Raw genomic sequence first — 14,180 nt, 5'->3', positions numbered from 1 at the left:
AAAATTCCCTGATATTATTCAATGTTTTATTTTACTGTCTGAACTCCCTCTAATAGTAATGGCACCATTTCCTCTGAAGGCGCTATATTTAGCAGGTGACAGCAAAGAGGTGCCACTTGTAGCTGGGATACTACACCGTCTTTTATACCTGCTTTCACTGTTTGAGAGATGACAAACATCGGTACATGTCGATCCTCCATCGTTGTCCCACCATGATTACCATCACTTGTCATCCCATGATCTGCTGTCACAATGACATCATATCCTTGCGCCATGCATTTAGGTATAAACAACGACAATAGGGCATCCACAGCTAATACACGATTACGATATTGCGCTGAATTTGCTGTAAATTTATGCCCGTCATCATCTACATTCATCGGATGAATATATAAAAAATCCGGTTGTTTTTGGTCCATTAACCATGCGGCATCTGCAAACAAATGGCTATCAGGATAATGATCCTCAAAGTAAAACAAGCCATTTTCAATCGGTAGCTGTTTATCGAATTGTAAACGATCTTCCATATGTTGAAAGGGTGCACGATTATAAAGTTCACTTACCCAATAATAGGCAGCCGCTGCAGTCGATAAACCATTGGACTGTGCTAAATGGAATAAACTATTTTGTGTTGATAAGCGCACCGTCATATTACTCGTGACGCCATGAACAATTGGTGGAGTGCCCGTTAAAATCGTTTCATATAATGGTCTCGATAGTGATGGTACTTCCGAACGTACTTCAAAACGCGAGGCCATCTTGCGTTCTACTAAATGTTGCATAAAGCCCATATGTGTACAGGCAGTATCAAAACGAAGTGCATCAACAACAATGAGGACAACTTTGTTATTATTTGGCATGGATTAATACCTGCTCTTGATACATTTGTGGAATTTGCTTTGTTGTTTCCTCCCACTGCTTTTGGTCGCTAACAGGTTGCGCATTTTTATACATATCTGCTGGTAATAATAAATCCTTTACTTCTTGAGGTAATTGCACATTTTCACGAATTGGTCGGGCATAACCCTTTGCTAAGTTCTCCTGTCCTGCATCCGATAAAATATATTCTCGTGTTAACATTGCAGCATGTGGATTTTTTGCATATTTATTAATAACAGTTGCGTAGCCTGATGTGACAGAGCCTTCCGATGGGATGACTACATCAAAACGTTGCTCATCGATTTGATGACGATAACCTAGTGCATTGAAATCCCATAAAATTGCAACATCAATTTCTCCTTTTTCTAAATTAGCGACTGTTGGATCACCTTGTAGGCGTCCTTGTTTTGCTAATTCCGCAAAAAAGTCGATACCCGGCTGAATATTGGATTCATCTCCACCGAAAGCCATTGCTGCAGCTAATATCGCAAATTGTGCTTGGTTTGCAGTTAATGCATCTCCAATGCTGACATGATAGTCGCCATTTTTAAGATCTTCCCAAGACGTTGGGGGATTTTTCACATTGTTTTTATCTGTTAGAAATGCAATTGTCCCTGTATAACCAACAATCCAATGGCCCTCTTCATCTTTTGCCCAGTCAGGAATATCATCCCAATAGGAAGTTTTGTATGGCAATGTTAGACCTTTATCTTTAGCGATTGGACCAAAGGCAATTCCTACGTCGCCAATATCGGCTGTCGCATCGTCTTTTTCTGCTTCAAACTTCGCTAATTCCTCTGCACTCGACATATCTGTGTCCTGATGTTTGAGAGTGTACTCTGTTTCAAGCTCTTGCCATGTCTCTACCCAGTTTGCCCATGTGTCCGGCATACCGACTGAATTGACAGTACCTTCTTGTTTTGCCTTTTCTGTAATTTCATCAAGCGTTAAATCACTTTTGATGTCATTTGCATTAGACGAACTGTCAGAACATGCTGCTAACATAGAAATTGCTAATACACCAACTAAACTTTTCTTCCATAGCTTTTGAATTGCCATGAGTTGGACCCTCCATTTGTTTATGTTTATTTTTATTTGCTTACAACAGTAATCTTATAAAACAAACATTAAGCAAGTATGGATGGATTTAAAATATTTAGTAAAAAATATTGATTGTTTATAAATTTATGTGAAGTTTTTTAAGTCGTAGGGGAGTTATATAAAAGATGCTATTCTATCAAGAAGATAAGGAGGAATCCAGTTACGTATGCGCACGTTTGTTTAGTTTTCAGACGTGCACACACCCTAGATGAATCAAGAAAGTCCTAGAAAATCTGCATATGTATGCGGTTCATTTTCCTTTAAAATCGTTAAAAATGTAAAAGCAAGTTGAACAACTGACCACCATTTCATATTATAGGCCATTTCAAAACGGACAGGTTCTAATGTAAAAACGTCCTGAAAAATATGTAGCGGCTCAATTTGTTCATCCTTTAATATAGATAGAAAACCTAAAAACAATGTATGATCTTTCACTTCAATCATTTTCCCATCAACGAGTGCATCGATATTTTCTGGCTGATGAAATTTACAATGTGTTGCAACATAGCGTTCTAAATCTTGCGCACGTTGTCGTTCTTCTCGTTCCTTTTTTTTCGCAATAAAATCAATGATATTATTCACGAACATCGCCTCTTTTTTTCTTTTATTGTATCATTTTTTCATTTAATTTTACCCGCACACACCCCTATTAATCATTGGATGGATTTCTACTATTAAAAATTGGGTTGCAGATACTTGATGAAACATTGTAAGAATCTGTTGATTTTCGTTGCAGGCTCTTCCTTTCTACGGGCAATCGTGCAGCCCTGCAGTGGTGAGCAATGGATAAAGTGACACGTCATATATGTTCTATATTTCCTAAAAACTAAAGGTTATAGATGTGAATTGATTGATAACCATCATAGATATATTATTAAAAATATTAGTTTTAAAGTTTGATTAACTTGTTGTGTATTTATTTTTTGTAACTAAATAATTTCATGAGAGGAATGATTATAATATGAAGATTTACATATTTATTCTTATGACAGTTGCAATATTATTTAGTTGGTTCAAATATAGAAAAGAAGTGAAAATAGCGAAAAATAAAGAAGAAATTAGAAATGCTTTAGTGCGATTCATGCTGATATTGATTTTATTTTTAATTTTTATAGCAAGTGTTGTTTTGTAAGGTTTAAACATGTAGGAGAGAGGTAACTCTACCCAAACATGCAACTATATTAGGTATACCAATAAAATAAATAGCTTAACGGTTGAAGATTGAGGATTAGTGGACATCACATCCACTTTCCCGCCGAAAATTGTTTGAGTGCCTGGCACCTCCCTCAGAAATTCAGAATTGTTTGGGTGCCTGACACTCAAACAAAAAGACAGAAGGCGTTAAGATATTCCATCTTAATTGCCTTCTGTCTTCATTTTGAAAGCCTCAATCGAGCATAGTGGCTTTCAATGTTTTTACTTACATAAACTCCTGCACAAGTGCATCGAATTCATTTTCGCTCATTTTAATGTCGATATCCGTTAATGGCAACTCAGCGTAGCCAGGTACTTTTTCTTGATAAGAAGTTGTTTCTTTATCTTGATAAATAATACCTGTTACTAAGCCTTCATGCTCCATTACTGTGCGCATTGCCATGCCACGGTCAGCATTATCATAACCTTCAATATCAGCTAGCTTTGTTAAGTTTTCTTTAAACCAATCGTACGTATTCACTTTGTTGTAAGTAACACATGGTGAAAATACGTTGATGAAAGAAAAGCCTTTATGGTTAATGCCCGCTTCAATTATAGCTGTTAATTCTTTAATATCCGTAGAGAAGCCTTGAGCCACAAACGTTGCACCACTTGTTAAAGCTACTTCCAATGGTTTTAATGATGGCTCAATTGCACCACCTGGTGTTGATTTTGTAATAAATCCAGCAGCCGAGCGTGGAGATGTTTGCCCTTTTGTTAAACCGTAAATTTGGTTATCCATCACAACGTATGTGATATTGATGTTACGACGGATGGCATGAATAGTATGACCCATACCAATCGCAAAACCATCTCCGTCACCACCAGAGGCAATGACGTTTAAATCACGATTGGCCATTTTCAAGCCTTGTGCAATTGGTAATGCACGACCATGAATACCGTGGAAACCATATGAATTAATGTAACCTGAAATACGACCTGAACAGCCAATCCCAGAAATAACAGCTAGCTCGTTTGGTTCAATGCCTACATTTGCTGCTGCGCGTTGAATCGCAGCCTGCACAGAGAAGTCGCCACATCCTGGGCACCAGTTCGGTTTCACTGTATTACGAAAATCCTTAAATGTTGCCATTAGCGAGTCAACTCCTTCACTCTATTTTCTAGTTCACCTGGTAAAAATGGTGTACCGTTATATTTTGTAATCATCTCAATCTTATCGTGACCACCAATATTCATTTTCATAATATTAGCTAATTGACCTGTGTAGTTGTTTTCCACAACGATCACTTTTTTCGCTTTCGCTACAAGAGGTGCCATTTCAGCAGAAGGGAATGGGTGAATTAAACGGATATGCGCGTGGTTCACCTTCATGCCTTGTGCGTTTAAACGCTCTTGTACTTCTTCAATCGCTCCACGTGTTGAGTTAAATCCTACTAATAAAACATCCGCTTCTTCATGTGGTGCATTTTTGTAAACTGGTGTATCAAACTTCAGGGCTTCTAGCTTGCGGAAGCGTTTGTCCATTTGTGCACGACGATTGCCTGTTGCTTCAGATGGTTTCCCTGTTTCATCGTGCTCAACACCAGTAACATGGTGGATACCATTTAAGTGACCTGGTAACACACGCGGCGAAATACCGTCTTCTGTATCTTCATAACGTTTGAAGTAAGCTTTATCAGCTGAAGCTTCAATATCATCCGTGACAATTTTACCGCGGCGAATTTCAATTTTATTGTAATCGAATGGTTCAACCGTTTGTTTACCAAGTGATAATTGTAAGTCTGTCATTAAAATAACTGGCAATTGTAATTCCTCTGCAATATTAAACGCTTGAATAGTATCAAAGAATGCTTCTTCCATTGTAGAAGGTGCAATCACCACTTTTGGAATTTCACCATGCGTACCATAAAGCATTGCCATTAAATCAGATTGCTCTTGTTTCGTTGGTAAGCCAGTAGATGTCACGTTGTGTATCGATCACCACTAGAGGTTGCTCAGTCATACCTGAAAGACCGATTGCTTCCATCATAAGTGAAAGACCAGGACCTGCTGACGCTGTAAATGAACGGACACCACCGAAGTTTGCCCCAATCGCCATCGTCGCTGCAGCAATCTCATCTTCTGTTTGAATCACAGCGCCACCGAATTTTGGCAATTTTTTAATAAGGTATTCCATAATTTCAGAGGCAGGTGTAATTGGATAAGCTGCCATAAAACGAGTACCCGCAGCTAATGCCCCAAGTGCTACTGCATCATTACCGATCATAAACATACGGCGGTTACCATCAGCTGGCGCTAATGCCCACTCACCAACGCGATCGCCTAATAATTCATTCATCATGTCATGACCGCGCGCAATGGCCTCCATGTTTTTTTGAACAACCTCTTCACCTTTTTTACCAAAGATGTCATCCACAACATTTTGGAACACAGCGTCTTCTAAGTTTAGAAGTGAAGCAGTAGCTCCAATAGCAACCATGTTTTTCATTAACGTTGTACCTAGTTCAGCTGCCACTTCTGTGAATGGTACGGCAAATAATGGTGCTTTTGAATCCTCTGGCTTTACAGGTTCAAATTTTGCATCGGCTAAAATAATCCCTTTTTCTGTTAATTCTTTATAATTGACGTCGATTGTTTCTTGATCGAACGCCACTAAAATATCTAAATCATCCGCAATGGAACGTACTTCTGTTGGACGAACTGTAATTTTATTATTAGTGTGGCCACCTTTTATACGAGAAGAGAAGTGACGATAACCGTATAGGAAATAACCTAGACGATTCATTGCCATCGAGAAAATCTCACCTGTACTCTCAATCCCTTCACCCTGTTGCCCACCGACTTTCCACGAAAGCTGATGTAACATCTCAACAACTCCTTAAATCCAATGTATACTATTATTTTTTTCCTTCATAAGTTTAACACGAAGAAACGGTCTACACTATTGTTATTCAATGAATTAGACGAAATTCAGACCTTTGACTGAAAATGCTGTTCAAAAAATTGTAATTTTCAATCAATTAAGTATAAAAAATTAACTCACTAATTTCAAGTGCTGAAAAATTCTATAAATTGTATGAGTGACTGGCACGTAAAAAAATCCACTTCGCTTTTTGCGGGCACGACACAAACCGCAACCCTCGATTTTACGAGGCTTGTACGTTGTGTGTATCCCACAGGAGCATTCGTGGATTTTTACTTTATTCGCCCTACTGACAGAGCGATAAATATTCAGAATTGTTTCGGTGACTGGCACTAATAATCGGTGGGGGTTTCCCCCCACCGATTAAAGTTCTACTTTATTATCGAACACGTTTTTCTACTAGCAGCTTTAAGGCTGTACGTTCTTCGCCTGCAATCAAAATATCGGCAAACGCCGGAGCGCAAATTAAATCTGTGCCACTTGGCGCTACAAATCCGCGTGCAATGGCCACTGCTTTTACGGCTTGGTTAAGTGCACCTGCCCCAACTGCCTGCATTTCTGCTTGCCCTTTTTCTCTTATTACCGCGACTAATGCACCTGCAACTGAATTTGGATTAGAGCGTGACGATACTTTTAATGAATCCACAATTATTCCTCCCCGTTTCGCGAATAGTGTTTACGCTCAACAACTCATGTCCCCCTTTTTGGTCCCCAAGTTATTGTCCGTAGCTCATTTTATGCTCGGCAATATGAAAATAGACTATTTTTCAATTCTTATATATTGTAAAGCCTTAAAAAACGAGTTATTTTCTTTCGTTAAATTAGCTCGACACAACAAAAAAACTACTGCACATGAAAAATGCACAGTAGTTTATCTTACGCCTGAAACGGATAGTCCTCATTAATATAAATTCTTTCACAACGCAATGCCTTTCCTGTCTTGTCATCAATCTCAACAAAAAAGCCACTTAACACATCACGACCCTTTTTTGGTACTTCAAAACGAGACGGCATATTTGTTTGGAACTTGTAAATTACACTTTCCTTTGTCATGCCTAAAATTTCATCGTACGGGCCTGTCATACCTACGTCTGTAATATAAGCAGTACCGTTAGGATAAATGCGTGCATCTGCTGTTTGCACATGCGTATGCGTTCCAACGACTGCCGATGCCTTACCATCCAAGTGCCATCCAAGCGCTATTTTTTCGCTTGTCGCTTCTGCGTGGAAATCCACAAATACAAGCGGTGACGTTTTACGAGCTTCTTCAATCAATTGTTCAGCCATTGCAAACGGATCTTCATGCGGTGGCAAAAATACACGACCGTGTAAATTAATAACCGATAATGTAACGCCATTTTTCGCAATTTGCACCATGCCCTTACCTGGTGCCTCAGACGAAAAGTTCGCAGGACGAATTAAATAATCAGCATCATCAATAAAATCAAAAATATCTTTATTATCCCAAGTGTGGTTACCCATAGTAATAACATCTACACCCATTTGTAATAAATCATTATAAATATTACGTGTAATCCCACGACCTGCTGCTGCATTTTCACCATTTGCAATGACAACATCTGGACTATACTTCTTTTTTAATCGTGGTAAATATTTTTCTACCGCATCTCGGCCTATTGAACCGACGATATCTCCAATAAAAATTACTTTCATTTTACAAAACCACTCTTTCTATCAATAACACTCATTAGAGTTTACCATTTTTTCTTCATCAATCGCAAAATATAAAGAAAAACCATCACTAAATTATATCCCTTGTTTGCATTCGCTTGCTTTAATTTCTCTTTTCAGCTTAAAGCATCTCATCCAACTGACATTCATTAACGTTGATGAAGTACCTGTTTTGTTTTACCAGCAGTTTTTTTGTCGTTAGCTAAGCTTTCTTCCGCATGTACTTGCCCTACTAAATAAGGACCAAACCGCCATTTATTCAGTAAATACGTAGCACAGATAGAACATATCGTGCTGCATAAAAATGTAGTGATAATAACAGTAAATACACTTACATCATCTATAAATCTTATAAAAATAGTTTTTAGTAAAATAATAAAAAGAGGATGTAGTAAATAAATCCCAAATGAGTAACGGCTAATAAAAATAACAAACTTAGGCATGTACCTTACTTTATTTGCAACATAGAACAATAGAAAGGCTACGCTCAATGTATAGGGGATTACATCAATCCTCTTGGAGTGAACTTCAGTAATCAAGCCAGACCATTGACTGGCGAGTAATATACCGAGTGTAAGTATACCTACACTCGGTAGGAAATAACGCAATCGCTGGAGTATCAATAAAAACTGCTCATAGTTTTTACCGCAATAATAAGCTATGACAAAATAGGCAATCCAAGCAGGAAATGGCATCTTATTTAACACATTCCATTCCACTTCTAGATAAGGAAGGAACGATAAATACCGAAAAGGATCGAAAAAATTAAAGACTGCAAGGTAAGAAAAATTAACAAGACATGCCGTCATAATCACTTGGTAAGCACGGTATTTGGATACAACAAATTTCACAAATAATGGATGTAAAAAATAAAACTGAAAGACGATTACGATAAAATACCCGTGGAAATCACCTTCAAAAAAATTTAAAATAATCTTCTTATCAAATTCAACATTAGTCATGCTTATTGAATGAAAAGCCGCATCCAAAAAACCGATAAAAATAAACGGAAGAAAAATATAGTTAAAACGTTTTTTATAAAATTTTTTTGGCAGTTGATGTGGATAGGAATAAGCAATAACAAACTCCGAAATAAAAATAAAGACAGGTGTTCCAAACATCAATGCTAATTGAATAGATGTTAGTACAATATATATTGTATTTTTCTCTATATCGAACAAGTCCAATCCTAAAGTGACACTATGCATTAAAACAATTCCTAAACAGGCGACAAACCTTAGTAAAAATATTTCCTTCACAACTGGCTTCATTTTTCCACCTGCCATTTCTAAGCAATCCATCTATTTTCATTCGAGTGTTCTAGCTTGTATGCCTTCCTCACTACCAAGAGAACGCTGCTAGTCATTGGAATACACGTTTTAAATGCAGCAAAATTTCCCGCATCGTTGTAGGTTGGAACATAAAATTCCCCATCACAACTACTAAAATGGTCCATAAAGAAATGCATATAGCTGCTAAAAACCATGCCTTTGCGCTCACAATATGTAGTTCGATTAAAAATAAAAATGGGGATGCCGCGATAAATGCCAAAACACAATTCAGCGCTATTTTTTTAACCGTAATACGTACGGAATTTTTTAATATTTCTTTAGATGTATATAAGATTAAGTCACAAGTACGATAGGCATACGAACACAGTCCGCCTATTAAAATGCCTTCCGCCCCTAAAAATTGCACTAAAACAAAGGACACAGAAAGATTAATGGCCGTTTCAATCATAGCTTGATTTTTTGTCTCTTTAAAATGCCCTGCCGAATTCACTAATGTATTCGCAGGAATTCGTATTGCATTGGCAATGCCTACTAGGACAAAGAGTGCAGCTAACCATGGTCTTATATAGTTTGCATCCTCAACACCCGCTGTATAAATCGTGATAAAAGGCAAAATTAACAGAGCTGTACATGTGTAACCGAAAGCAACGACTGCAAAAAAAATACATTCAAAATGATGAAAATGTCGTTGCAGTGCCTCTTTTTCTTCTTTTACAAGTATGTCTCCAAAGGCTGCTAACATCGCACCGGAGAAAGCTGAAATAAATAATGTAACAGCATTAAATACCATATTGTATACAGTAAATACACTAACCTCTGCAAGTCCAAGAAAAATGGTAATTAACATAAACGGTGTATTAAAAACAACAAGCGAGGCGATTTGATGGATTAAAGCATCCCATCTTTTTTTTATAGCTGGTGTATTTGGTGTTACTTTACTATTAAAATATGGGTATTTTTTTTGGACATATACTTTTAAAAAAAGAATATCTAGTAATAAAAGAATGCTAGAACTGCCAACTACAATAATGACTGAAAAGCCAAGGGTTAGTAAAGTTAGGGATAGCATTGTACTAACAACTAATAAACATGTTTGAATTCGGAACACAATATAGCTTTTTTGATCTGCTGTTAGCAAAACGTAATATTTCCCAATCAAAAAATATTCCCATACACCACTGATACCTAAAATCAGCACCATATAAAAGGCGGTTAGAGGTGACACATCTTCGTTTACCAACAGCGGATAGAACATAGCCAACAAGGCTACTAATACAACAAAAACCATACCCGAACGTCGATAAAAATAATGCGTGGCTGAAAGGATGCCATTTATCTGTTCTTTGTCGTTCATAGCTAATGGTTTGTAAAGTGCTGCGACGGATGCACTACCGATACCCGCTTCTACAATTTTTAAATAACCCAAAAATTGCTTAATCGATGTAACAAGTCCATTCGTAGCAGAACCATAAGTCGTCATAAATAATCGAGGCAAAATAAAATTCATCACGGCGGTAACAACTTGCAACACGACATTGGAAAATAAGTTTAATAAAATTTTCCTTGTTCTCATTTTGCTCCCTTTATAGTCTTACTAATATTGGTTTTTTGTTTGACCCTAGCCAATACATATAGTAAAAAAATAGATTGTCTCTTTAATAAAAAAATGATTAGTTTCACTTTGATTGGCAATTTATTTAGACAAATTGCCTGTAACACCTCATTAATGTCGCGATGTTTAAGCATTTTTTTGAGAAAGGCTCTTTTTTCACGTAAGGTTTTCTCATTCTCTCGATGCAATTCATTCTGGACTCCTGCAATCACTAAATAGGTCAAATAATACTGTAGTTGATTTACGAAATAAGGGGCAGGGGATAACTCTCTCAAATGTTTATATAAGACAAGTGTTTTCTCAAAAAACTGCTGATCATAGCTAGCTGTCATAGAAGAAGGATTTTGGCGATAATGATAAAGATACTGTTTGTCTAATAAATAGATACTTTTCGCATTAAGTAAACTTGGATATGTACAGGCAACATCTTCCCCCATGCGTATTTGATCGTCCACTTGATATTGAAATTTTTCAAGAAGTGACTTTTTAAATAGTTTATTTGAAACAGAAGGAAATAATCCAAACTGATAGTATTGCCCCGCATACAGCATAATCGGGTAAACTTCTTCTATCATCCTATCCTTTTGATATAATCCAGGTTTCACAATTTGCGTAGCTTTAACTTCATAATCTTGATAATTTTCTATAATATCACAAATAACAATATCTACGTTAAAAGCCTGTGCTGCATCACATAGTGCTTGATACATGTCCGCTTCAATCCAATCATCACTATCTACATAGCCAATATATTTTCCTTTCGCAATGCTTAGACCCGCTTTGCGCGCACTAACAAGGCCACCATTTTCTTTATGCACAACAATAATTCTTGCATCACGTGCAGCATAGTCGTCACATATGTTGGGACTATTATCCGTTGAGCCATCGTTGACCAGTATTAATTCAAAGTCCTCAAATGTTTGTCTTAAAATACTATCTAAACATTGCCGTAAATAGAGCTCCACATTATAAATAGGCACAATAATACTTAATAATGGCACTGCTTTACCTCCCAACCTCATGCTCCTGCGTTTTATAAAGTGCTAAGGCAAACATAATCATTAAAATATGAAAAGGGAAATAATCCATAACGAACGAATCAAGTACAGTATTAGCTATTAACATAATATAGAGAGGAATTGCGTTGATGGTTAGGTATTGAAAGTTTGTTTTACTATTACTAATGTTTTGACGGAGAACTTTAGTTAAAGAGAAGATATAGAGTAATGCAAGTGCTACTCCTACTACACCAAGATAATAAGGCGTGGATAGATACATTGTATGTGCCATTTTTGCAGTAGAGAAGCTCGTGCCAAACCCCGCTCCAAAAACAACGATTTTCGTACTTTGTAAAATTTCTGTCGCAAACATATTCCAGCTACTCACTCGACCAGTCGTAATAGCATCTGTCGATGTTCCTGCACCAAAAAAGCGAACCCAATAAATTTCGAATAGTCTCTCGTAAAAAAAAAATAACGAAACACTTAACACTACGACGATAAACGAAGCAAATTTAATCGCTGTTTTAACATTGTGCTTTAGAAACATAATGAACGTTAATAAAATGAATGTGATAAATGTGATAATAAACATTTTAGAATAAGTAAATACACCAAATATAGCTAAAATTATAATAAGCACAATCGGTGTAACTTCTATTTTATTGTCGTAACAATAAAGAACGAGTAAGCACGCAATAGCTATTAGAATTTGCAAACTAAAATAATTCGGATCTAAATCTAAACCTGTAAACCGTGTATTAATGGTACTTGTCGTTTTTACTGTATTAACGATTGTCATGGATTCAATAAAGTGATTAATCGCTGGAACCGAAAAACTTCCCCACCGTACGAGAGCAGCACTTAATAAGCCTACTGCATAGACATACGTATATCTTCTAAAATAACCCTTAGAATCGATGAACAGAACGGCAAAAAAGATGACACTATAATTTAATACAAAGCCAAACGCTTCGATAACATTGCCACTACTAAACAGTGTTGCCATAACAGCAAAAAACCCAAAAAGAACATACGTTAAAACAAGCTGTGTTGAAATCCTCTTCTTGTGTATAAAGAGTGTTACTATACTTAACACAATATAAAAAAAGCATAGCACGACAAAAAGTGAGTGACCTGTTAACTCAAACTTTATGACATACACCCATGAAATAAAAAACAGTAAATAATCAAGTCGATGTGGTTGCTTATCCAACAGCATCGCTGTCATTACAAATAGGATAAAAAGCCAAAGAAAAAGCGGATTATCTGTATACATTTTTAACACAACAAAAATACTGGAAACAATACAGAGCAAAATACTATAATTTTTTCTTTTTACTATCATTGACGATCAAACTCCAATACTAATTGCTCTCGTGCCTTTCGATTTGTATAGCTATTTTCTTCAATATACTTTTTCATCTTGTCGAGACAATCCTTATTTTGGATGATATTAGCAATGACCGCGTAAATATCCTCTATATCCCCATCTGTTATCAATCCATTGAAACCATGTTGTATTTGTTCACCTGCTGCTGCAAAATTCGTCGTAATAACGGGCGTTTCTAATATTAATGCCTCACCAACTACCATCGGATAACCTTCATACGCTGAAGTTAATATCAGGACATCGCTTTCTTTAATAAACGGATATGGATTATGACATTCCCCAACAAATTCAACTACATCATCTACACCTAATTGTAATGCTAATTGTTGATTAAAAAGTAAGTCTGGTCCATCACCTATAATTCGCCAATGCAATCGCCCGATAGAAGACTCTTTTAAAAGCTTACATATATATGGAATAAGGTCGAATCTTTTTGTGGCATTGTCCATTCTACCAACAGATACTAAATCTATCGTTCCTTTTTCAAATGGCGTATAATATGTTGCTAACTCTTTAATTTCCGCTATCGGAAAAAAATTGTAGACAACTTGTATTTTATGTTGATAGGGCGGGAGAAATTTCAGTAAATTTCGCTTACATGCTTCAGAAACACAAATTAATCTATCAAAATTTTTATAGGTTTTGATACAAACCTTATAATTAAAATTTGCTCTTAATGGATCCGTATGTATCCATGCAAGCTTTTTATGTGCCTGTACAAATTGATCGACGAATAAATTTGTACCTCGGTTAAAATAACTATTTGGTGCGTCATTAAAATAAGAAATGGCTATATGATAGTGTTTACTAGGGCGATGATTTTTTAAAAGTAATGTATAAAAGTTGTTGGAGCCAATAATGCGTACAAGCAACATACATACTATGCGCAGCAAAATATGCCAGACATTTTTTCTCTGTTTCACGACATAAAAGGGGGTAGCGATTAGTTGTAATAATAAGTTGCCGATATTTACATTGACGTTAGGAGGGATGTCCTTTAAAAGCTCACCTTCACCAAATGTAAAAATATCAATTTCATATTGTTCATCAACACTAAGTTCTTTTAATGTATTAATTAACGCCTTTTGAATACCGCCCATCTGAAAATTTTGCGCAACAAATAATATTTTCATAA

At 36.4% G+C, this 14,180-nt stretch carries 11 protein-coding genes and 1 pseudogene; all 12 read right to left on the bottom strand.

The genetic code is table 11. The features are described 5' to 3' along the window. Positions 1–26: 26 nt before the first annotated feature. The 12 genes and pseudogenes from LO754_RS05280 to LO754_RS05225 all read right to left on the bottom strand — a co-directional run bounded on the left by LO754_RS05280 (position 27) and on the right by LO754_RS05225 (position 14,178). A complete protein-coding gene (locus LO754_RS05280; protein WP_024361946.1) occupies positions 27–860 on the bottom strand; it encodes an alkaline phosphatase family protein in 834 nt (277 codons plus the stop codon). Then, on the bottom strand, positions 850–1,938 hold the full coding sequence (locus tag LO754_RS05275; protein ID WP_024361947.1) for an ABC transporter substrate-binding protein: 1,089 nt from the start codon (positions 1,936–1,938) through the stop codon (positions 850–852). The genes LO754_RS05280 and LO754_RS05275 overlap by 11 nt, the downstream gene beginning before the upstream one ends. Before the next feature lie 255 nt (positions 1,939–2,193). Beyond that, positions 2,194–2,568 (bottom strand): 2-oxoglutarate ferredoxin oxidoreductase subunit beta, encoded by a 375-nt coding sequence (locus LO754_RS05270; protein WP_227665416.1) that lies wholly within the window; start codon positions 2,566–2,568, stop codon positions 2,194–2,196. 832 nt (positions 2,569–3,400) lie between these two features. Beyond that, positions 3,401–4,267 carry a 2-oxoacid:ferredoxin oxidoreductase subunit beta gene (locus tag LO754_RS05265; RefSeq protein WP_231785723.1) on the bottom strand — a complete coding sequence of 289 codons (867 nt, stop codon included), beginning with the start codon at positions 4,265–4,267 and terminating at the stop codon, positions 3,401–3,403. Continuing rightward, positions 4,267–6,001, bottom strand: a pseudogene (locus LO754_RS05260) (2-oxoacid:acceptor oxidoreductase subunit alpha). Before LO754_RS05260 ends, LO754_RS05265 begins: the two are co-directional and overlap by 1 nt. A 436-nt stretch (positions 6,002–6,437) precedes the next feature. Further along, positions 6,438–6,704: a stage V sporulation protein S gene (locus LO754_RS05255; protein ID WP_010858535.1), complete on the bottom strand. Its 267-nt coding sequence runs from the start codon at positions 6,702–6,704 to the stop codon at positions 6,438–6,440. Positions 6,705–6,934: 230 nt separating this feature from the next. Then, positions 6,935–7,732 carry a TIGR00282 family metallophosphoesterase gene (locus LO754_RS05250; protein ID WP_025218830.1) on the bottom strand — a complete coding sequence of 266 codons (798 nt, stop codon included), beginning with the start codon at positions 7,730–7,732 and terminating at the stop codon, positions 6,935–6,937. A gap of 167 nt (positions 7,733–7,899) precedes the next feature. After that, the gene (locus tag LO754_RS05245) at positions 7,900–9,051 is read right to left on the bottom strand and encodes an acyltransferase family protein (RefSeq protein ID WP_231785722.1); all 1,152 of its coding nucleotides are present in this window, start codon (positions 9,049–9,051) and stop codon (positions 7,900–7,902) included. A 61-nt stretch (positions 9,052–9,112) separates the two neighbouring features. After that, entirely contained in the window at positions 9,113–10,615 is a 1,503-nt protein-coding gene (locus tag LO754_RS05240; RefSeq protein WP_231785721.1) for a polysaccharide biosynthesis protein, read from the bottom strand. Next, complete coding sequence (locus LO754_RS05235) at positions 10,612–11,655, bottom strand: glycosyltransferase (protein ID WP_231785720.1); 1,044 nt, start codon at positions 11,653–11,655, stop codon at positions 10,612–10,614. Before LO754_RS05235 ends, LO754_RS05240 begins: the two co-directional genes overlap by 4 nt. Positions 11,656–11,659: 4 nt before the next feature. Further along, complete coding sequence (locus LO754_RS05230) at positions 11,660–13,000, bottom strand: hypothetical protein (RefSeq protein ID WP_231785719.1); 1,341 nt, start codon at positions 12,998–13,000, stop codon at positions 11,660–11,662. Next, positions 12,997–14,178, bottom strand: coding sequence for a glycosyltransferase (locus LO754_RS05225; RefSeq protein WP_231785718.1), 1,182 nt, complete (start codon positions 14,176–14,178; stop codon positions 12,997–12,999). Before LO754_RS05225 ends, LO754_RS05230 begins: the two co-directional genes overlap by 4 nt. Positions 14,179–14,180: the final 2 nt, after the last annotated feature.

The sequence above is a fragment of the Lysinibacillus sp. GJ-1 genome (assembly GCF_021166035.1).
GTDB lineage: Bacteria > Bacillota > Bacilli > Bacillales_A > Planococcaceae > Lysinibacillus > Lysinibacillus sphaericus.
The sequence above is the reverse complement of the archived record's forward strand: the minus strand, read 5'-3'. Positions and strand labels throughout refer to the sequence as shown.